This window comes from Glutamicibacter sp. NPDC090743 (assembly GCF_044769125.1).
GTDB lineage: Bacteria > Actinomycetota > Actinomycetes > Actinomycetales > Micrococcaceae > Glutamicibacter.
Genome location: NZ_JBIVXE010000001.1, coordinates 503,589 through 523,508, shown reverse-complemented (window position 1 = coordinate 523,508; position 19,920 = coordinate 503,589). Strand labels below are relative to the sequence as shown.

Annotated in this window: 17 protein-coding genes and 1 tRNA gene; 5 read left to right on the top strand and 13 right to left on the bottom strand. The window is 63.7% G+C overall.

What is annotated here, in order from left to right:
* Positions 1–154: 154 nt before the first annotated feature.
* The gene (locus tag ACIQTS_RS02525) at positions 155–772 is read right to left on the bottom strand and encodes an ANTAR domain-containing response regulator (protein WP_105656703.1); all 618 of its coding nucleotides are present in this window, start codon (positions 770–772) and stop codon (positions 155–157) included.
* Positions 773–961: 189 nt separating this feature from the next.
* On the opposite strand from ACIQTS_RS02525, the gene ACIQTS_RS02520 reads away from it, so the two are divergent.
* A tRNA-Leu gene (locus ACIQTS_RS02520) sits at positions 962–1,046 on the top strand.
* A 181-nt stretch (positions 1,047–1,227) separates the two neighbouring features.
* Here the strand turns inward: ACIQTS_RS02520 and pyk are convergent.
* The 12 genes from pyk to hisI all read right to left on the bottom strand — a co-directional run bounded on the left by pyk (position 1,228) and on the right by hisI (position 16,587).
* Positions 1,228–2,739 (bottom strand): pyruvate kinase, encoded by a 1,512-nt coding sequence (gene pyk, locus ACIQTS_RS02515; protein ID WP_133834232.1) that lies wholly within the window; start codon positions 2,737–2,739, stop codon positions 1,228–1,230.
* A gap of 86 nt (positions 2,740–2,825) precedes the next feature.
* Positions 2,826–4,295 (bottom strand): glutamate synthase subunit beta, encoded by a 1,470-nt coding sequence (locus tag ACIQTS_RS02510; RefSeq protein ID WP_402470950.1) that lies wholly within the window; start codon positions 4,293–4,295, stop codon positions 2,826–2,828.
* Complete coding sequence (gltB, locus tag ACIQTS_RS02505; protein ID WP_402470947.1) at positions 4,288–8,907, bottom strand: glutamate synthase large subunit; 4,620 nt, start codon at positions 8,905–8,907, stop codon at positions 4,288–4,290. The genes ACIQTS_RS02510 and gltB overlap by 8 nt, the downstream gene beginning before the upstream one ends.
* Before the next feature lie 305 nt (positions 8,908–9,212).
* The gene (locus ACIQTS_RS02500; RefSeq protein WP_402470945.1) at positions 9,213–9,377 is read right to left on the bottom strand and encodes a hypothetical protein; all 165 of its coding nucleotides are present in this window, start codon (positions 9,375–9,377) and stop codon (positions 9,213–9,215) included.
* A 92-nt stretch (positions 9,378–9,469) separates the two neighbouring features.
* Positions 9,470–10,468 (bottom strand): prolipoprotein diacylglyceryl transferase, encoded by a 999-nt coding sequence (gene lgt / locus ACIQTS_RS02495; RefSeq protein WP_402470942.1) that lies wholly within the window; start codon positions 10,466–10,468, stop codon positions 9,470–9,472.
* Complete coding sequence (gene trpA / locus ACIQTS_RS02490; RefSeq protein WP_105656706.1) at positions 10,468–11,250, bottom strand: tryptophan synthase subunit alpha; 783 nt, start codon at positions 11,248–11,250, stop codon at positions 10,468–10,470. Before trpA ends, lgt begins: the two co-directional genes overlap by 1 nt.
* Positions 11,251–12,582: a tryptophan synthase subunit beta gene (trpB, locus tag ACIQTS_RS02485; RefSeq protein WP_402470938.1), complete on the bottom strand. Its 1,332-nt coding sequence runs from the start codon at positions 12,580–12,582 to the stop codon at positions 11,251–11,253. It lies immediately after the preceding gene.
* 110 nt (positions 12,583–12,692) lie between these two features.
* Positions 12,693–13,517: an indole-3-glycerol phosphate synthase TrpC gene (gene trpC, locus ACIQTS_RS02480; RefSeq protein WP_105656708.1), complete on the bottom strand. Its 825-nt coding sequence runs from the start codon at positions 13,515–13,517 to the stop codon at positions 12,693–12,695.
* Between the two features lies 1 nt (position 13,518).
* Positions 13,519–13,767, bottom strand: a complete 249-nt coding sequence (locus ACIQTS_RS02475) for an HGxxPAAW family protein (protein WP_105656709.1) — start codon at positions 13,765–13,767, stop codon at positions 13,519–13,521.
* A 156-nt stretch (positions 13,768–13,923) separates the two neighbouring features.
* The gene (locus ACIQTS_RS02470; RefSeq protein ID WP_402470936.1) at positions 13,924–14,514 is read right to left on the bottom strand and encodes a Trp biosynthesis-associated membrane protein; all 591 of its coding nucleotides are present in this window, start codon (positions 14,512–14,514) and stop codon (positions 13,924–13,926) included.
* Positions 14,511–16,082, bottom strand: a complete 1,572-nt coding sequence (locus tag ACIQTS_RS02465; RefSeq protein ID WP_332595100.1) for an anthranilate synthase component I — start codon at positions 16,080–16,082, stop codon at positions 14,511–14,513. Before ACIQTS_RS02465 ends, ACIQTS_RS02470 begins: the two co-directional genes overlap by 4 nt.
* A gap of 103 nt (positions 16,083–16,185) precedes the next feature.
* Positions 16,186–16,587, bottom strand: a complete 402-nt coding sequence (gene hisI, locus ACIQTS_RS02460) for a phosphoribosyl-AMP cyclohydrolase (RefSeq protein WP_105656852.1) — start codon at positions 16,585–16,587, stop codon at positions 16,186–16,188.
* A 134-nt stretch (positions 16,588–16,721) separates the two neighbouring features.
* Between hisI and ACIQTS_RS02455 the strand changes: the two genes are divergently transcribed.
* The 4 genes from ACIQTS_RS02455 (at position 16,722) to ACIQTS_RS02440 (ending at position 19,880) form a co-directional block, all read left to right on the top strand.
* Complete coding sequence (locus tag ACIQTS_RS02455) at positions 16,722–17,363, top strand: TIGR03085 family metal-binding protein (protein ID WP_286134102.1); 642 nt, start codon at positions 16,722–16,724, stop codon at positions 17,361–17,363.
* A gap of 102 nt (positions 17,364–17,465) precedes the next feature.
* Entirely contained in the window at positions 17,466–18,098 is a 633-nt protein-coding gene (locus ACIQTS_RS02450; protein ID WP_402470932.1) for a hypothetical protein, read from the top strand.
* 229 nt (positions 18,099–18,327) lie between these two features.
* Positions 18,328–18,969, top strand: a complete 642-nt coding sequence (locus ACIQTS_RS02445; protein ID WP_402470929.1) for a DUF6318 family protein — start codon at positions 18,328–18,330, stop codon at positions 18,967–18,969.
* Between the two features lie 110 nt (positions 18,970–19,079).
* Positions 19,080–19,880, top strand: coding sequence for a hypothetical protein (locus ACIQTS_RS02440; RefSeq protein ID WP_402470926.1), 801 nt, complete (start codon positions 19,080–19,082; stop codon positions 19,878–19,880).
* Positions 19,881–19,920: the final 40 nt, after the last annotated feature.

Genomic DNA, 19,920 nt, shown 5'->3' with positions numbered 1-19,920 from the left:
CCGGAACTTCAACCCCATCCGGGGAAAACTCGGATGAACAACTGGTTACCAGAGGGTTAACTAGCCTCCAAGCGCGGTATCGGCGCATCGCAGGCATAAAAAATGTGCGCCAAACCATAAGTGGCTTGGCGCACAATCCAGTGCTTGGCGGTCCCTACTTGACCTGGTCGACGACCGTCTCGGCTACCTGGCGCATGCTCAGGCGGCGATCCATGGAGGTCTTCTGGATCCAGCGGAACGCTTCCGGCTCGGTCAAGCCCATCTTGGTGATGAGCAGCGACTTGGCGCGATCAACCAGCTTGCGGGTTTCGAACTGCTCGGCCAGGTTGCTGACTTCTTCCTCCAGCGCGCGCAGCTCGTCATTGCGGGAAATCGCGATTTCGATGGCCGGGGTGAGGTCTGCCGGGGTGAACGGCTTGACCACGTAGGCCATGGCACCGGCTTCGCGGGCACGCTCCACCAGTTCCTTCTGGCTGAAGGCGGTCAGCAAGACGACCGGGGCGATGCGTTCCTTGACGATGGCTTCGGCGGCGGTGATGCCATCCATGACCGGCATCTTCACGTCCATGAGCACCAGATCGGGCTTCAATTCGCGCGCCTTCTCCAGGGCGGTCTGGCCGTTGTCGGCTTCGGCGACGACGTCGTACCCTTCGGAACGGAGAATTTCGACGATATCCAAGCGGATCAGGGTTTCATCCTCGGCAACGACCACTCGACGCGGAGTGGATTGCACCTCGGATGGGATGCGGGTGATTTCAGGTAGTTCGCTCATTGGCGCCTTCCTCCATGGTCAGAAATCCTGCCCGCTGAATGGGCAGTATCTAGATGGTTTCAGTTCAGCGAAGCCACGTTGCCTCGGTTTCACATCTAAGCCTACTGGCATGTACTCTTGTTGAGGCGAAGACGCGAGGTTCCTGATTAGGAAATCTGGAAAACCTCTAGTAAAGTAGTCAAAGTGCCAGCCCAAGTGGCGGAATCGGTAGACGCGCCGCACTCAAAATGCGGTATCGAAAGATGTGTGGGTTCGAGTCCCACCTTGGGCACCAGCATGAAGGCCGTTGGATCGGAAATTTTCCGGTTCAACGGCCTTTTTTGCGCGCGCAACCACAGGGCACGTGCTCGAGTTCACAATCGCGCTTTGCGGGCGCCAAGGCAAAAAATCCGCCCTGCTCCAGAATTCTGGAGCAGGGCAGATTTTCTTGCTTCAGCTAGTGCGCGAAAGAGCGTCTACAGGTTTTTCGGCGTGGAGACGTTTTCCGGTGCCCACGGACCGACCTTCTCGCGAGCAGGCATCGGCTTGCCATTGACCAGCTGGCCGGCATCGGCGAGGTCGCCGACCTTGTGCACGCGCAGCGAGTTGGTGGACCCTGCCTGTCCCGGAGGGGACCCGGCGGCGATGCACACGATATCGTTGAGCTCCGCCAGGCCTTCGGAGAGCAGCGCCTCGTCCACCTGGGCGGTCATCTTGTCAGTGTGGTCGGCGTAGGCCACCAGGCGTGCCTGCACACCCCACATCAGGGTCATGATGTTGTAGGTCTGCTGCAGCGGGGTGAAAGCCAGGACCGGCTTCTTCGGGCGCAGGCGCGAGAGGCGCCGTGCCGAGTCGCCGGACTGGGTGAAGGCGACGATGTACTTCGCGTCGAGCTGATCGGCGATCTCCACCGCGGCACGGGTGATCGCGCCGCCGCGGGTCTTCGGCTGGGAACCCAAGCGGGGAATGCGATCCAGGCCGTGCTGCTCGGTCGAGGAGATGATGCGCGACATGGTCTCCACGGTTTCCACCGGGTACGCGCCCACGGAGGTCTCACCCGAGAGCATGACCGCGTCGGCGCCGTCGAGCACCGCATTGGCGCAGTCCGAAGCCTCGGCGCGGGTCGGGGTCGGCGATTCGATCATCGATTCGAGCACCTGGGTGGCGACGATGACCGGCTTGGCCCAGCGGCGTGCCAGCTCCACGGCACGCTTCTGCACGACCGGAACTTCTTCCAGCGGCAGCTCCACGCCCAAGTCCCCGCGGGCGACCATGATGGCGTCGAATGCATTGATGATTTCTTCCAGCGCGGCCACGGCCTGCGGCTTCTCGATCTTGGCGATCACCGGCACGCGTCGGCCTTCTTCGTCCATGATCTCGTGCACGCGCTCGATGTCCTCGGCGTTGCGCACGAAGGACAGTGCGACCATGTCGATGCCGGCACGCAGTGCCCAGCGCAGGTCGTCCTCGTCCTTTTCGCTCAATGCGGGAACGTTCACCGCGACGCCTGGCAGGTTGATGCCCTTGTTATTGGACACCTCGCCTCCGACGACGACCTCGGAACGCACCGAGGTCTGGTCAACTGCCAGCGCCTTGAGCTTGACCTTGCCGTCGTTGATCAGCAGGAAATCGCCCGGCTGGACATCGGTGGGGAGGCCCTTGAAGGTGGTGGAGCACAGGTTGCGGGTACCTTCGATGTCCTCGATGGTGATGGTGAATTCCTCACCAGCCTCGAGGATGTACTTGGCGTTGTCCTTGAAGCGGCCAAGGCGGATCTTCGGACCCTGCAGGTCGGCGAAGATGCCAACCGCGCGGCCGATCTCCGCGGCCGCATTGCGCACATTCGCCAGGGATTGTGCGTGCATGGAGTGGTCTCCATGGCTCATGTTCAGGCGGGCTACGTCTACGCCCGCCTTCAGTACCGCTACAGTATTTTCATAACTTGCCAGGGCCGGGCCCCAGGTTGCCACAATCTTTGCGCGTCTCATTCCGTCAGCCAAATGCCTTTCATGTTCACATAGGCAAAATGCGGCCCACCCGGCATCCGGGTGCGCCGCATTCAAGCCTATGTCACTCAAATGATGCTGATGGCCCTATCGGTTGGAGCAACCGGTGCAGGAAGGGTAGTCGAACCCATGAGGAACTTGTCGACCGCGGCCGCGCAAGCGCGTCCTTCGGCGATAGCCCACACGATCAGCGACTGTCCCCGACCGGCGTCTCCGGCGACGAATACCGATTCGGTGTTCGTCATGTAGTAGCCATCTCGGGCGACGTTGCCCCGGTTGTCGAATTCGATACTGACCTGTTCGTCCAATCCGGAAACTTCCGGACCGGTGAACCCGAGGGCAAGCAGAACCAGATCCGCTTTGATTACGCGTTCGGTTCCAGGCTTCGGGAGGCGCTTGCCAGCAACAAATTCTGTCTCTGCAACTGTAACACCGATCACCTTGTTTTGCTCAGTTCCCTCGCCGGAGATGAAGTTCACGGTCGAAGCCAGGTAGGTTCGCTCGCCGCCTTCCTCATGGGAGGTCTGCACCTCGAAAAGCACCGGCATCATCGGCCACGGCTGGTCTTCGCGGCGCTCGGTGCCCGGCTGCTGGCCGATGGCAAGCGTCGTGACGCTCGCCGCTCCCTGGCGCAGGGCGGTGCCGATGCAGTCCGAGCCGGTGTCTCCGCCGCCCAGCACGATCACGTGCTTGCCCGCCGCATCGATGCGCGGGGCATCGAGCTGGCCGGCGACCACGCGGTTGCTCTCGGTGAGGAACTCCATGGCATGGTGCACGCCCTCGAGCTTGTTGCCCGGTACCGGCAGCTCGCGCGGCACCGTGGCACCGGTGGCCACGATGACCGCGTCGTAGTCGCGGCGCAGCTGCTTCCAGGAGATGTCCTTGCCGATCTCGATGCCGGTGCGGAAGATCGTTCCTTCGGCTTCCATCTGGGCCAGGCGCAGGTCGATGACCTGCTTCTCGAGCTTGAAGTCCGGGATGCCGAAGCGCAGCAGGCCGCCGATGGCTTTGTCGCGCTCGTAGACGGCCACGGTGTGCCCGGCACGGGTCAGCTGCTGGGCGGCGGCCAATCCGGCCGGCCCCGAACCGACGATCGCCACGCGGTGCTCGGTGTGGCGGGCAGGCGGCTGCGGCACGAAGTCGCCGGCGTCCATCAGGTGGCCAGCCAGTTCGGCTTCGACCTGCTTGATGGTCACCGCGGGCTGGTTGATGCCCAGCACGCAGGAGGACTCGCACGGGGCCGGGCACAGCTTGCCGGTGAGCTCCGGGAAATTGTTGGTGCTCAGCAGCCGGGCGGCCGCATCATCCATCCGGCCCCTGTAGGCCAGGTCGTTGAACTCCGGGATCAGGTTGCCCAGCGGGCATCCCGAATGGCAGAACGGGACGCCGCAGTCCATGCAACGGCCGGCCTGCTCCTCCAGGATGCCGGACTTCTGGCGCTCGACGACCTCCTTGTAGTCCATCAGGCGCACCGGCACCGGGCGCTTGGGCTGGGTGACGCGTTCGGTCACCTTCAGGAATCCACGTGGATCAGCCACGGGTCACCTCCAAAATCTTGTTCCATACCTGCGGCGAATCCGGGTTCTGCCCGTTGGCTACTGCGTCGCTGCGCAGCTGCTGCACGGCGGCGAAGTCGCGCGGGGTGATGCTGGTCAGCCGGCTGCGGGTTCGTTCCCAGTCCAGCAGCAGGCGGGAGGCCAGCGGGGATGCGGTCAATGCGATGTGCTCGGTGAGCAGCTCGTGGATGCGTTCGGCTTCGGCATCGGTAATCGGCGCTACCAGCAGGTCCGACTGCCCGGCAGCCAGCGGGTTCAGCTTGGCTGCATCGAAGTCCAGCACCCAGGCCACGCCGCCGGAGAACCCGGCGCCGAAGTTGCGGCCGGTGGCTCCTAGGATCAGCACCTGTCCCCCGGTCATGTACTCGCAGCCGTGCTCGCCGATGCCTTCGGTGACAATCGTGGCCCCGGAGTTGCGCACCGCGAAGCGTTCGCCGACCATGCCGTTGATGAACAGCTCCCCGCTGGTGGCGCCGTAGCCGACCACGTTGCCGGCGATGACCTGCTCCTCGGGCTTGGACAGGGTGGTGTGCGGCGGGTGGATCGCGATCCGGCCGCCGGACAATCCCTTCCCGACGTAGTCATTCGCGTCGCCCGAGAGCTTGAGTGTAATGCCCTCGGGAAGGAAGGCGCCCAGCGACTGGCCGGCGCGGCCCGAGAGGTTCACCTTGATGGTGTCCCGCTCCAGGGTCTGCAGCCCGAAGGTCTTGGTCACATGGTGGCCCAGCAGCGTGCCGGTGGAGCGGTCGGTATTCACGATCGCCGCGTCGATGCTGACCGGCAGGCGGTCAGCCAGCGCCGGTCCGGCCGCGGCGAGCAGCTGCTGGTCCAGGTGCGTGTCCAGCCCGTGGTCCTGGCCGATGCGGCGGCGGCGCGCCGCCAGCTCGGTATCCGGCACGTGGGTGATCGCATCCAGCGCCAGCCCGGAGACCTTGTCGTGCGCGGCGAACTGGGCGGGATCGGCCTGGAGCAGTTCGACCTTGCCGATCACCTCGTCCAGGGTGCGCGCCCCCAGCGAGGCGAGCAGCTCGCGCACCTCCTGGGCGATGAACTCGAAGAAGTTCACCACGAACTCGGCCTTGCCGGTGAAGCGTTCGCGCAGCGCAGGATTCTGCGTGGCCACGCCCACCGGGCAGGTGTCCAGGTGGCATACGCGCATCATGATGCAGCCCGAGACCACCAGCGGCGCGGTGGCGAAGCCGAATTCCTCGGCACCCAGCAGGGCGCCGATCAGCACGTCGCGCCCGGTTTTCAGCTGGCCGTCGACCTGCACGGTGACGCGGTCGCGCAACCCGTTGAGGATCAGCGTCTGCTGCGCTTCGGCCAAGCCGATTTCCCACGGGGTGCCGGCATGCTTCAGCGAATTCATCGGCGAGGCGCCGGTGCCGCCATCGTGCCCGGAAATCAGCACGACGTCGGCCTTGGCCTTGGCCACGCCGGCCGCGACGGTGCCGATGCCGGACTCGGAGACCAGCTTCACGTGCACGCGGGCGGAAGGGTTGGCGCACTTCGCGTCGTGGATCAGCTGGGCCAGGTCCTCGATCGAGTAGATGTCGTGGTGCGGCGGCGGGGAGATCAGCCCGACACCCGGGGTGGAGTGGCGGGTCTTGGCGATCCAGGGGTAGAGCTTGGCGCTCATCAGCTGGCCGCCTTCGCCGGGCTTGGCGCCCTGGGCCATCTTGATCTGGATGTCATCGGCGTTGGCCAGGTACAAGCTGGTCACGCCGAAGCGGCCCGAGGCGATCTGCTTGACCGCGCTGCGGCGCACCGGATCGAGCAGCCGCTCCGGATCCTCGCCGCCTTCGCCGGTGTTGGACTTCGCGCCCAGCTGGTTCATCGCGATGGCCAGGGTTTCGTGGGCCTCGGCCGAAATCGAGCCGTAGCTCATCGCGCCGGTGGCGAAGCGCTTCACGATGGAGCTGACCGGCTCCACCTCGTCGATGGCGATCGGGGTGATCCCCTCGGTCTTGAACTTCAGCAGCCCGCGCAGGGTCTTGAGCTGTGCGGCCTGGTCGTCGACGGCCTTGGTGTACTCCTTGAACACGTCGTAGCGGCGGGTGCGGGTGGAGTGCTGCAGGCGGAAGACGGTTTCCGGGTTGAACAGGTGCGGCGGGCCTTCGCGGCGCCACTGGTACTCTCCCCCGGTTTCCAGTTCCAGCGGCTGGGCGCCGCCGTCGATCTCCGGGTAGGCGCGGGCATGGCGGGCGGCGGCCTCGGCGGCCACCACATCCAGCTCGATGCCCGAGAGCTTGGTGGCGGTGCCGGTGAAGTACTGGTCGACCACGCGCTGGGACAGGCCCACGGCCTCGAAGGTCTGCGCGCCGCAGTAGCTGGAGACCGTGGAGATGCCCATCTTGGACATGATCTTCAGCACTCCCTTGCCCAGCGCCTTGATCAGGTTGCTGCTGGCCTGGTGCCCGTCAACTCCGGGCAGCTCGCCGTTCTCGGCCATCTGCTCGACCGATTCCAGGGCGAGGTAGGGGTTGATGGCGCTGGCGCCGTAGCCGATGAGCAGGGCGATGTGGTGCACTTCGCGGGCGTCGCCGGACTCGATGATCAGCGAAACGCGGGTGCGGTTGGAGCTCTTGAGCAGGTGGTGGTGCACCGCGGAGGTCAGCAGCAGCGACGGGATCGGCGCCCAGGCCGCGGAGGAATCGCGGTCCGAGAGCACGATGTAGCGCACCCCGCGGTTCACCGCGGCGGAAACCTTCTCGCAGATTTCCTGCAGGCGGGCGCGCAGCTCGGATTCGCCGCCGGCCGGGCGGTACAGGCCGCGCACCTTCAGCGAGTACTTGGACCCGGATTCGTCGCGCAGGTGCACGATCTTGGCCAGCTGGTCGTTGGTCAGCACCGGGTAGTCCAGCGCGATCTGGGTTTGCTGGACACGGTCCAGGGACAGCAGGTTGCCGTCGGGGCCGATCGCGGTGCCCATCGAGGTGACCAGCTCTTCGCGGATTGCATCCAGCGGCGGGTTGGTGACCTGGGCGAAGGACTGGGTGAAGTAGTCGAACAGCAGGCGCGCCCGGTCAGCCAGGGCGGCAATCGGGGTGTCGGTGCCCATGGCGGCCAGCGGTTCGGCGCCGGTGGCGGCCATGGGAGCGAGCAGCACGCGCAGCTCCTCGGTGGTGTAGCCGAAGGTCAGCTGGCGCAGGGCCACGGAGGCGGAGTTGTGGCGCACGTGCTCCAGGTCCGGGAAGTCGGCCAGCGTCTTCAGGTTCTGCGAAACCCATTCGCGCCATGGCTTGGCGGCGGCCACTTCGGCCTTGATCTCGGCGTCCTCGACAATACGCTGGGCGTCCAGGTCCACGGCGAACATCTTGCCCGGGGCAACACGGCCCTTCTTCACGATGTGCTCTTCGTCGACGTCGATCACGCCGACCTCGCTGGCCAGGACCACCAGGCCGTCGTCGGTGACCCACCAGCGGGCTGGGCGCAGGCCATTGCGGTCCAGCACCGCGCCGGCCATCGCGCCATCGGTGAAGCAGACGGCGGCGGGGCCATCCCATGGCTCGATGAGCATGGACTGGTACTGGTAGAAGGCGCGCAGGTCCGCGTCCATCTGATCGTCGTTTTCCCACGGCTGCGGGATCATCATCATGATGGTCTCGGTCACGTTGCGGCCCGAGAGCATGAGCATTTCGGCGACCTCGTCGAAGGAAGCCGAGTCCGAGGCGCCGGCGGTGCAGATCGGGAACAGTTCCTCGGGCACCTCGCCGAGCAGCTCGGATTCCAGGGTCGACTGCCGGGCGCGCATCCAGTTGCGGTTGCCCTTGACGGTGTTGATCTCGCCGTTGTGCGCGATGGTGCGGAAAGGCTGGGCCAGCGGCCACGACGGGAAGGTGTTGGTGGAGAAGCGCGAGTGCACGATCGCGCAGCGGCTGGTGAAGCGGGCGTCGGACAGGTCCGGGTAGAACGGCTCGAGCTGCGCGGTGGAGACCATGCCCTTGTAGACGATGGACTGCGAGGAGAACGAGGCGAAGTACACGCCCATCTTGTTATGCGCGCGGCGGCGGATGCGCCAGGCGGCGGCGTCCAGCTCGCGGCGGGTGGCGGCCGGGGCGCCAGCGTGGGCGCCGATGAAGATCTGGGTGATGTACGGCATCACCTTGCGGGCCGAGGCGCCGAGCACGTCGGAATCAACCGGTACCTCGCGCCAGCCGAGCACCGCCAGGTTCTCCTCGGCGGCCATGGTTTCCAGTTCTTCCTGGGCGAAGGCACGTTCGCCGGCGTCGGCCGGGAGGAAGCCCATGCCCACGGCGTAGGAGCCGGCGGCGGGAAGATCGAATGCGGTGACGCTGCGCAGGAAGGCATCGGGCAGATGCAGCAGGATGCCGGCGCCGTCGCCGGTGCCTTCATCGGCGCCGATGGCGCCGCGGTGCTCAAGCCGGCGCAGGGCGGTCAGCGCGTGGGCGACGATCTCGTGGCTGGCATCGTTCTTCAGGGACGCGATCATCGCCAGGCCGCAGGCATCCTTTTCGGCCGCTGGGTCATACAGACCCTGCGCGCCAGGCAGCGCGGAAAAACGGGTGTAGGGCGAGGGGACCTCCTCGCCAAAACCTGGCGAGGCGTTCATCTGGACTCCGGTCATGCTCATGAGCGTGCCTTTCTGTGGTTCATGCAGGATAGGCGCGCGGCAGCCCCCGGTAAAGGGCTTATTCTTGGCAAGGGCTTCCGGCCGCCTGGATGTTTCATCTAGCTGAAACTTTTCGACAGTGCTAAGCGGGGTCTGCTTGCGCATCGAGGTTTCGGGGACGAACATTTCCCACCTCGTTGTGGTGCTGCACCAGCTGGCCTTTCCAGGGGTCGATCGACCAGCGTGGCGCGTGGATCACACGTTACGCAGGTTTTGTTTCTCGCATGCGCGTGCTTGTGTTTCAGGAATGTTAAAAACTTCTGCCGCTACCGGCGCGGAAAAAGCAGTTTTTTGCGGGCGGGGATCGCGAAAACCGGTTTTGCCAGCCGGTTCTGATAGCCGCCCAATGTTTCGGGCATGTTGCGCCCGAGGGGCGGAGAACTGCCCAGATTTTCCGGATATTTCGCCATATTGGGGCCAGGGCGCGTCATGAAAGCGGATCCGGGCAGCTGCTGGCGCGGCTTAAACCACCGGTGGCCGGCAAGCGTGGATGCTTGCCGGCCACCGGAATGGGGCTATGGAATTATTGCTGCCGCTCTGTGGCGTCGCTGCCCGGATCGGAGCTGGACTCCGCCGGTGAGTGCGCGGCGGGCTTGGCGCGATCTGCTTCGACCGGCTGCGCCGGGGCCCTGCCTGGCAGGTGGAACGGATCGACCTGCTGCTTGCGCAGCTTGCCCAGGACCACGATCAGCGCGAGGATGCCGGCGATGGCGATGCCGATCGCCAGCCACTGGTGCACGCGCAGGGCCAGCGGCCCGATGGCGATGATTTCGGCCGGGTCCAGGCGCAGCGATTCGGTGAAGGTGCGGCCGATGCCGTACCAGATCATGTAGCAGCAGAACAGTGCGCCGCGGCGCAGCTTGAACTTCCGGTCCAGCGCGATCAGCACCAAGGCGCCCAGCACATTCCACAGCGACTCGTACAGGAAGGTCGGGTGGAAGAGCGTGTCCGCGGGCAGCCCGGCCGGGAAGTTGTAGTTGTCCGCATCGATCTCCAGGCCCCACGGCAAGTCGGTCGGCGCGCCGAACAGCTCCTGGTTGAACCAGTTGCCCCAGCGCCCGGCCGCCTGCGCCAGCAGCAGGCCGGGCACGGCCGCGTCGACGAAGGCCGAGAGCCGGATGCCGGCTTTCCGGCAACCGATCCACGCTCCGAGTGCGCCGAGCGACACCGCGCCCATGATGCCCAGCCCGCCAAGCCAGATCTGCGGGATCTCGGCCAGGTGGGCGGTTTGCCCGCCGAGTCCGAAGTAGTACATCGGGTCGGTGATCAGCACATGGTAGAGGCGTCCGCCGATGATGCCGAAGGGGATCGTCCAGATGGCGATGTCCCAGAGCATGTCGGAGTTGCCGCCGCGGGCGCCGAGGCGCTTGTTGGTCAGCCACAGCGCGATCAGGATGCCCGCGAGGATGCACAGCGCGTAGGCGTGGATGGTCAGCGGGCCGATCGAGATCCTGGCGAATTCCGGCGGCGGCGAAGGGATGGAGGCGGGCAAGGCAAGCGCCAGCTGCGCGGCAAAAGCCATCAGGCCCGTCCGCTCAGTTCGGCGGCCAGGGCGCCCACGGCCGGCACTCCCCCGTCACGCAGGGCGGCGACCAGCGCGGTGCCGACGATCACGCCGTCGGCGTAGGCGCCGATTTCTTCCACGTGCTCGCGGCGCGAGACGCCCAGGCCCACGCAGGCATTTTCGGCGCCGGCGTTGTGGGCGGCGGCGACCACTGCCTGCGCGGCGGAGGACACCTCGGTACGGGCGCCGGTGACGCCCATCAGCGACACGCAGTAGACGAAGCCGGAGGACGCATCCACGGTGCGCTGCACCCTCGCTTCGGTGGACGAAGGGGCAATGAGGAACACGCGCTCCAGGCCGTGCTTCTCGCTGGCCTGGATCCATTCGGCGGCCTCGTCGGGCACCAGATCCGGGGTGATCAGGCCGGCGCCGCCGGCTTCGGCGAAGCGCCGGGAGAACTCGTCCACGCCCAGGCGCAAGACCGGGTTCCAGTAGGTCATGACCATTACTGCCACGTCGGTGCGTTCGGTGATTCCGCGCACGATGTCGAAGATCTGCGGGACCTTGAAGCCGTTGGCCAGCGCCTGCACGGTTGCTTCCTGGATCACCGAACCGTCCATCACCGGGTCGGAGTACGGGATGCCGATCTCGATGACATCCACGCCGTTCTCGGCCAGCGCCACGGCGGCCTCGATGCTGGTGGCGACGTCTGGGAAGCCGGCAGGCAGGTAGCCGATGAGGGCCGGGCGGCCCTCGGCGCGGGCTGCGGCGATCTTCTGGGCGCTGGTCACGCGGGTCATCTACTTCTCCTCGGATTTCTGCGAGCCGGAGTTCTGCGCAGTGGCCGCGTTGATTTCGGCCTCGGCGTCTTTTTCGTCGATCATGTTGAACCAGGCGGCAGCGGTGCCCACGTCCTTGTCCCCGCGGCCCGAGAGGTTCGCGATGATGATGGTCTCTTCGGGGACCGCGCCTTCGGCGATCTTGCGCGCCGCCAGGCGGATGGTGCCGGCCAGGGCGTGCGCGGACTCGATCGCCGGCAGGATGCCCTCGGTGCGGCACAGCGCCTTGAACGCGTCCATCGCCTCGGTGTCGGTGACCGGCTCGTACTTCACGCGGCCGATGTCGGCCAGGTAGGCGTGCTCCGGGCCGACGCCCGGGTAGTCCAGGCCCGCGGAGATGGAGTGCGATTCGACGGTCTGCCCGTCCTCGTCCTGCATCAGGTAGGACTTCGCGCCATGCAGCACGCCCGGGCGGCCCAGGGTGATGGTCGCGGCGTGGCGGTCGGTGTCCACGCCGTCGCCGCCGGCCTCGTAGCCGTAGATCTCCACCTCGGGATCGTCGAGGAAGCCGTGGAAGATGCCGATCGCGTTCGATCCGCCGCCGATGCAGGCGGTCACCGCGTTGGGCAGGCGGCCGGCCTGGGCCAGGATCTGCTCGCGGGCCTCGTCGCCGATGACCTCGTGGAAGTAGCGGACCATGGCCGGGAACGGGGCGCCGCCGGCGGCGGTGCCCAGCAGGTAGTGGGTGTTATCCACGTTGGCCACCCAGTCGCGCAGCGCCTCGTTGATCGCGTCCTTCAGCGTCTGGGAGCCGACGGTGACCGGGATGACGGTGGCGCCGAGCAGGCGCATGCGCGCGACATTCAGCGCCTGCCGGCGGGTGTCCTCCGCGCCCATGTAGACCACGCATTCCAGGCCCATCAGGGCCGCGGCGGTGGCCGAGGCGACGCCGTGCTGGCCGGCACCGGTCTCGGCGATGATGCGGGTCTTGCCCATGCGCTTGGCCAGCAGCGCCTGGCCGAGCACGTTGTTGATCTTGTGGCTGCCGGTGTGGTTCAAGTCCTCGCGCTTGAGGAAGATCCGCACCCCGCCGCAGTACTGCTCGGAAAAGCGCTTGGCTTCGGTGAGCAGGGAGGGGCGTCCGGAGTAGTTCTTGTTCAGGTCCTTGACCTGGGCGATGAACTCGGGGTCGTTCTTGGCCGCTTCGAAGGTCTCGTTCAGCTCATCCATGGCGGCCATGAGGGACTCGGGCATCCATCGCCCGCCGTAGGCACCAAAGTACGGGCCGCTTGCGTGCCTTAGCGACTGTGCATCGATCGACTGGCGGTGCTCGGAGTTTTCCGGAGTGCTCATCGATTCCCTCTTTCCTCGTACGGAGCTTGATTCGTGGTAAGTCTCGTGCCCCGCCGGAAACTCCTGCGGGGCACGAAAAGCAGTTCTGGGTCCTTCGCCGCCGTGCGCGGCTAGCGCTGCGGCTTGGCGCCGGTACCGGCCTTGATGAACGCGGCGACCGAAGCGCGCGGATCGGCATGCTTCACCAGCGCTTCGCCCACCAAGACCGCGTCGGCGCCGGCCGCACCGTATTGGACGACCTGTTCGGTGGATTCCACACCGGACTCGGCGACGATCACCGCCTGGGCCGGCAGCAGCGGAGCGAGCTTGCCGAAGGTGGCTGGATCGACGTCCAGCGTCTTCAGGTTGCGCACGTTCACGCCGATGATCTTCGCTCCGGCCTTGCTGGCGCGGGCGATTTCCTCCTCGGTGTGGGTCTCCACCAGGGCGTTCATTCCCAGCTGGTGAGTCAATTCTAGGAAAGATGCCAGCAATTCATCATTCAGCGCCGCAACAATGAGCAACACGAGGTCAGCGCCGTGGGCGCGGGCTTCGTAGATCTGGTACTCGTCGACCGTGAAATCCTTGCGCAGCACCGGAATCTGCACGGCAGCGCGTACCGCGTCGAGATCCTGCAGCGAACCGCCGAAGCGGCGGGCTTCGGTGAGCACGGAAATCACCGAGGCGCCACCGGCCTCGTATTCTGCGGCCAGTACGGCAGGCTCCGGGATATCTGCCAGCGCACCCTTGGACGGGGACTTGCGCTTGACCTCGGAGATGACACGCAGCGTGGTGTCGCGGGCGGCCTGGTCGGCATGGCCACCGAGCGCGGCGAAAGCATCGCGCGCAGGAGCTGCCGCTGCCGCGGCCTGCTTGATCGCTTCCAGGCTGGTGATTGCGCGACGGGCGCCCAGGTCTTCCCGGACGCCCGCGATGATCTCATCAAGAACAGTCAATTTAGTGCGATGCTCCGCTGCGAGCGCCGCCCACGCCGAAACCGGCTGCCTTCAGGATCCAGCCCAGGAGCAGGCCAACCACCATGATGCCGCAACCGACCCAGACGATGGACCAGGCGAAGTAGGCGAAGGCGATGCCGGCCACGATTGAACCGGCAATCATGGTCAGTACGCAGGCCCACGCTGCGATGGAGTTACCGTGGCCAATCTCTTCGGTGTATACCGGATCGAGCTCGGTGTTCTGCGACATGTTCGATGTCTCCTCATGTTGTGATGCTGCGTCCCGGCAGGGCGTTGCTGCCCGGAACGTTGGTCTTCAGGTTCCATTCTGCCACCTGCGCGCGAGAACCTCCTATTCCGGAAGCCTTCGTTTCGCGCCGGTGGTGCGAATCACGATCCGCTCGGGTTATTTCCGGCCAGCAGTCGGGTCTTCGCCGTCCGAGAGCTGCTCCCAGCTGGCGATGTTGCGCGAGGACTGGTCCTTGGGCTCCGCGCTGGATCTTGCCGCCTGCCGATCGTACTTGCTGGCCTTAGCGGGCCAGCGGCCAGCGAAGACGAACACCAGCACGGCCTGCAGCGCCATCAGCACTCCGGCGAACACCGCGACCGCTGGCCACGCGCTGAGCGTGTACTCGCCGACGTTCTGGGCCAGTCCGGTAGCTTCGGCCACGGTGGTGGAGGCGACGGCCTGCGGATCGCGCAGCGCCCCGAGGCCGGCGGCAACCACGGTGGCACCGGCGAGCAGGCAGATCGCCGCAATGATGTAGCGGGCGATCTTCCCGGCGATCAGCAGCGCCAGCGAACCGGCCAGCACCACCACGGAGACCGCGGTGACCGAGGCGGCCGCGGTGGCGCCGTCGATGACGATCTGCGGGATCTGCACGGAGCTGGAGGCCACATCGACGGTGATCCATGTGCGGGTGGCCGACCAGAGGCCGATCAGTGCGCCGGCCATGCCGAAGAGGGCGAGGGTGCGGGCGCTGGTCAATTTCTTCACTTCGTTTCACCTGATTCGGTGTTGATGTTGTGGGCCGCACGCATCGACTGCGCAGCCCAGACGGCGCGCAGCGGGGCGGCTGCCTTGTTCACGGTTTCCAGGGCTTCGTCGGCGAACTTCGAGTCATTGACGATGCCGCCGCCGGCTTGCACATAGGCGCGTTCCCCCTTGAGCAGGGCGGAGCGGATGGCGATGGCCATGTCCATGTCGCCGGCGAAGTCCAGGTAGCCGACCACGCCGCCGTAGATGCCGCGGCGGTACGGTTCGTACTCGTCCAGCAGCTGCAGGGCGCGGGGCTTCGGTGCGCCGGAGAGCGTGCCGGCCGGGAAGGTCGCGGCCAGCACGTCGTAGGCGTCCACGTCATCGCGGGTCTTGCCCACCACATTGGAGACCAGGTGCATGATGTGGCTGAAGCGCTCGACCTCCATGAACTGGGTGACTTCCACGGTGCCGGCCTTGCAGACCCGCGAGAGGTCGTTGCGCGAAAGGTCAACCAGCATCAGGTGCTCGGCGCGCTCCTTCTCGTCGTTGAGCAGCGACTTCTCGTGCAGCTGGTCGTCCTCGTAGTTCGCCCCGCGCGGGCGGGAACCGGCGATCGGGTGGGTGACCACGTGCGAATCGTTGACGGTGACCAGCGCTTCGGGCGAGGAACCGACGATCTCGAACCGTTCGCCGTGCTCGTTGACGAAGTTGAACAGGTACATGTACGGGCTCGGGTTAGTCGCGCGCAGCACGCGGTAGACATCCAGCGCGTCGGCCTGCGTTTCCAGCTCGAAGCGGCGCGAGACGACGATCTGGAAGACCTCTCCGTCCACGATCGCGGTCTTGGACTTGGCCAGCGCCTTGAGGTACTCGTTCTCATCCCAGGAGTGGGTGACAGCTTCCATCAGGGTTTCGCGCGGCACATCGGTACCGGTGAGCACCGCCGCGGCCGAATCCACCGGCACCGCGAGCTGGTCGAGCATCGCCTGCAGGCGGGTGACGGCACCGTCGTAGGCGTCGTCGACGTTCTCGTCGCTGCCATCGAAATTGATCGCGTTGGCGATCAGCGTGACGGTGCCTTCGGCCGCATCATGGGCAGCCATGTCCGCTACCAGGTTCATGCTCAGCTCAGGCAGGTTCAGATCATCGGCCGGCGGGTTGGGCAGCTTCTCCCAGTGGCGCACGCATTCCCAGCCGATGAAGCCGACCATGCCGCCGGTCAAGGGAGGCATGCCGGGAACGGGTTCGGTCTTCAGCGCGCGCACGGTGTCGCGCAAGACCTCCACGCCCGCACCGCCGGTAGGCAGGCCAGCTGGCGCATGGCCCTGCCAGTAGGCTTCTGAACCACGGGTGCTCAGCGTTGCCGGGGAGTTCACTCCAATGAAGGAATAGCGGCTCCAGACACCGCCCGGGGCAGCCGATTCCATCAGGAAAGTGCCCGGGCGGCCCTGCGCCAGGGTGCGGTAGAGGCCGATGGGCGTGAGCGAGTCAGCCAGCACGGTGATGGTCACGGGGATGACACGACGGTTCGCGGCCATGGCGCGGAAGGACTCGCGGGACGGGGAAATCTTGCCAAGGGTTTTCATCTGTGTTCTTCTTCTACGTATTCTTCGAGCGCGTGCTGCGATGCGCAGCTGGGCGCGGCATTCCCGGCGCTAGCCAACCGCGTGTGCCGGTGCTTCGAAAGTCCTACTCGGGGCGGTGGCCCACGACGGCCGGCAATTCACGATCGGTGAAGCAGGATTCGGTGCCGGTGTGGCAGGCGGCGCCTACCTGGTCGACCTGCACCAGCAGCGCGTCCCCATCGCAATCCAGGGCAACGGACTTCACGAACTGGAAGTGGCCGGAGGTGTCGCCCTTGCGCCAGTATTCCTGGCGGGAACGGGAGTAGAAGGTGACCCGGCCAGTGGTCAACGTGCGGTGCAACGCTTCATCGTCCATCCAGCCGAGCATCAGCACTTTCCCGGAGTCGTACTGCTGCGCGATGGCAGCAAACAGGCCATTGGCATCTCGCTTGAGACGCCGGGCAATAGCCGGGTCGAGGCTGTGGGATTCAGGGCTCGGATTCGAGCCGTCGTTAGAAGTAGACATCACCATTAGCATACTGGTTTTCCGCGGAATCCAGAGACCTGTGACGTACCGCTCGTCGACGCGCCACGCCGTCTTGGCGACACCTCTTTCACCTTGCACAATTAGTCACTTGGAGCGTGCTAGTTTCAGAGGTGATGCACTTAGTTCAGGCTTCCAGACTTGCGTTGGCCGAGACCCTGCTTGCGGCAGGACCTACCGCCGACACCCTTTGCGACGGTTGGCAGACTCGCCATCTCGCCGCTCACCTTGTGTTGCGCGAAAGCTCACTGCTTTCTGCCGGCATGTTCTTCAAACCGCTGTCCAAGAAGCTCGAGGCGAAGCAGAACCAAATGGTGATCGCGGCGCAGACTCCCGAAGGCTATGCCGGGTTGGTCCGCAGCTTCCGATCGGGTCCACCCGCTTTCTCGCCGTTCGCCATCGACAAGGTCAACCAGTCGGCGAACCTCTCCGAGTTCTTCATCCACACCGAAGATGTGCGGCGTGCCCGCGGCCAGTGGGCTCCGCGGGTCCTGGACACCGAGTACACCGAACTGCTCTGGCAGTCGCTGACCCGCATGTCTCGCCTGCTGTTCCGCCATGCGCCAATTGGCATCATCCTGACGCGTCCCGATGGCCAGCGTCATGTCGCCAAGAAGGCTCCGAACGCTGTTTCGATTACCGGCCCGGTCACCGAGCTGATGATGTACTCCTTCGGCCGCATCGACCAGAGCCTGGTCTTGTTCGAAGGCGGGGAAACCGCATTGGAAATCGTCAAGGGCTTCAAGCCAGGGCTATAAAGCTCCCTTGGTTATCCACATTCGTGGGTGTGCCGTCCAAGTTCGCGTCGCACCGGCCTAGGATTTCGAGCAATCGATATCCAACAGGTCTGGAGCTTAGCCATGAACACGCGCAGAGTCCTTGAGCATTACCCCAATGTCGCTATCGCCATCGTGCCCGCGTCCGTCTTGGTTGCCCTGGTATCAGAGCTCTTCGTTTCAGTCGCACCCGCCGATCCGGCGTCCTCGGCTTCATTGCCGACGGCTTCAAGTACCACGCAGGCACCTCCATCAAGCGAACTGGAGCTTCCGGAGTCGGCAGATATCACGTATGAAAAATCGGACTACGGAGTCCAGGACGCCGCAACGTACTTCTTCGACTTGCTCAATTATGAAATCATCTACCAGGACTCCGCCGATTTCACCCCGATAGTTACCGGAACATGCAAAGCGGAACAGTGCTGGAAGACCTTCCGCGAGCAAGAAGACCTCCGAACAGGTCCGGAAGACATGCAAACCGGCGGCTACTACTTCCTGCACACGGACTATATCGTCCGGTTTGACGGTAATTCTGCTTATCTGATGGGCGAGCTGACCTTGTCTGAACGTTCGCTCCTTCGTCCCGATCAGGAAAACATCATTGTCGAAGAACAAAATCTGGGTGAAATCACCATGGGACTTGAATACACCGACAACGGATGGAAAGTTTCTGCCATCGCGCTTGAGAGTCTCCCGAGTAAGGCACCGCTCAGCTAATTGAACGTGCCTGATTTCAGGCTAGGCGATTCCATGAGTCCTGAAATCAAACGTCGCCAGTCGCATCGTTTCACTCCAGACCGTCATCAAACGTGGTTACAGGTAATTGGGATTCGGGATTTAGCTGCCCTGAGTTTTCCACAGATTCCTCAAAGACTCTCCACTTTCTTGAAACACGGGCATAGGATGGCGCACAACCTGGCATTCCCAATGATCATGGAGAGTTCGAATGGACACTCGGAAAATTGCAGTTGTCGCGTCCGTTGCAGCAGTTGCACTCGCACTATCAGGCTGCAACGCAGGGAACGCTAAAGGGCCAAAGAGCTCACCGTCCGCCGCTATCGAGACGTCACCGAATCCGGTTTCGACAGCAGAGAAACCGTCGCCGGCCGAAAACCTCAAGTACAAGCCTGCCTCAGCCGATGGACCCGCAGAAAATGTTCCTGTCCCGGAACGGCCAGCACTTGCGGACGAGTACAGCGTGGACGGAGCAGCCGCCTTCACCAAGTACTACTTTGAATTGCTCAATTACACGATCGAGACGAATGACCCCAAGATAATCAAGAACGTAACTAGTCCTGACTGCACTGTTTGTACAGAATCAATTATTGATTCTGCCACCAGAGCAGAAAAAAGCGGAAAATGGCAAGTTGGTGGAAAACACCATCCGAAAATATTAGATTCCCACATTTCAGGCAAAAATCTCGCTGTGGTTACAGTTCAATACACTGCCGACGCTGCCCAATTTTACCTACTTCCGAATGAAATCGATTCTGAATTCTCAAAGCTTGAGGCCACAGAAGCCGGAATCGGATTGGAATTCGACAAGCAGTGGAAAATTTATACAATCATCGGAGTCGAAGAGAGATGAGGTTCAGGACAGGATTATTGACGAGCCTACTCACAATTTCCGTCGGGGTTTTTCCATACTCTTATACGGTTCTATCCCCCGAGAAGTCTTCCTCGGACCAGGACCGAGTCTTGTTCGATAATAATAAAATCGAAGAAAGACACAAGGAGACAATATACTCTGACCGTATCCCAAAAATTAACATTAGCGACCGGAACGATCGCGAACATAAAAATGAAAATACTCCAAAGGTACTTCCCAAACAGAAGAAATTTAAGTTCCGCGACTTTGACGCTTGCATACCGGGTCGAGAATCAGTGAATATCTGTGACAGTATTCCAGATCAGACGCGCTGTGATGATGGTACTTTTCCGATTACACGCCAGCTTCTAAATGAAAACGGACGTGTCATTAGACAATATCGTTATTGTCTCGGTGATCCCCCGAAAATCACGATCCCCGAGGAACAGGTCATCCCCGAAATCTCAATCGACATTGAACGATTCAGGTCTTATCCAATCAAAGCGTCTTCCATCAACAGTGAGCCGAATGAATTTTCTCTACGCAATGGCCACACGCATCTTTGGGCGACCGCGGAAACTCAAGCGTTCAACTCGGATCTTTCTGGATCCGCTGTTCGAATCAAAGCGATACCGATTCAGTGGAACTGGAACTATGGGGATGGGACGACTCGAAATCTAAGTTTCCCTGGCGAACCGATGCCGCACCATACGCTGAGAGATGAAACCCCCACGAGTCACTCATATGGAGAGACGGGAACTTTCAAGGTCGGGGTGACCACTCTCTACCGCGGAGAATTCAGCGTCGATGGTGGCGCGTGGCAAGCTATACCCGGCCAGGCTGCCGTCGCCAGCGTTCCTATTGAAATTGACGTCTGGCGGACCGAGAAGGAACTGATTGCCAACGATTAGCCGGGTACAGCTAAGGCCCAGCACCATTTGGTGCTGGGCC

Coding starts and splice junctions, on each gene's coding strand:
- ACIQTS_RS02525 (WP_105656703.1), bottom strand. CDS start 772: ATGAGCGAACTACCTGAAATCACCCGCATCCCATCCGAGGTGCAATCC.
- pyk (WP_133834232.1), bottom strand. CDS start 2,739: ATGAGACGCGCAAAGATTGTGGCAACCTGGGGCCCGGCCCTGGCAAGT.
- gltB (WP_402470947.1), bottom strand. CDS start 8,907: ATGAGCATGACCGGAGTCCAGATGAACGCCTCGCCAGGTTTTGGCGAG.
- ACIQTS_RS02500 (WP_402470945.1), bottom strand. CDS start 9,377: ATGACGCGCCCTGGCCCCAATATGGCGAAATATCCGGAAAATCTGGGC.
- lgt (WP_402470942.1), bottom strand. CDS start 10,468: ATGGCTTTTGCCGCGCAGCTGGCGCTTGCCTTGCCCGCCTCCATCCCT.
- trpA (WP_105656706.1), bottom strand. CDS start 11,250: ATGACCCGCGTGACCAGCGCCCAGAAGATCGCCGCAGCCCGCGCCGAG.
- trpB (WP_402470938.1), bottom strand. CDS start 12,582: ATGAGCACTCCGGAAAACTCCGAGCACCGCCAGTCGATCGATGCACAG.
- ACIQTS_RS02475 (WP_105656709.1), bottom strand. CDS start 13,767: ATGTCGCAGAACACCGAGCTCGATCCGGTATACACCGAAGAGATTGGC.
- ACIQTS_RS02465 (WP_332595100.1), bottom strand. CDS start 16,082: ATGAAAACCCTTGGCAAGATTTCCCCGTCCCGCGAGTCCTTCCGCGCC.
- hisI (WP_105656852.1), bottom strand. CDS start 16,587: ATGTCTACTTCTAACGACGGCTCGAATCCGAGCCCTGAATCCCACAGC.
- ACIQTS_RS02455 (WP_286134102.1), top strand. CDS start 16,722: ATGCACTTAGTTCAGGCTTCCAGACTTGCGTTGGCCGAGACCCTGCTT.
- ACIQTS_RS02450 (WP_402470932.1), top strand. CDS start 17,466: ATGAACACGCGCAGAGTCCTTGAGCATTACCCCAATGTCGCTATCGCC.
- ACIQTS_RS02445 (WP_402470929.1), top strand. CDS start 18,328: ATGGACACTCGGAAAATTGCAGTTGTCGCGTCCGTTGCAGCAGTTGCA.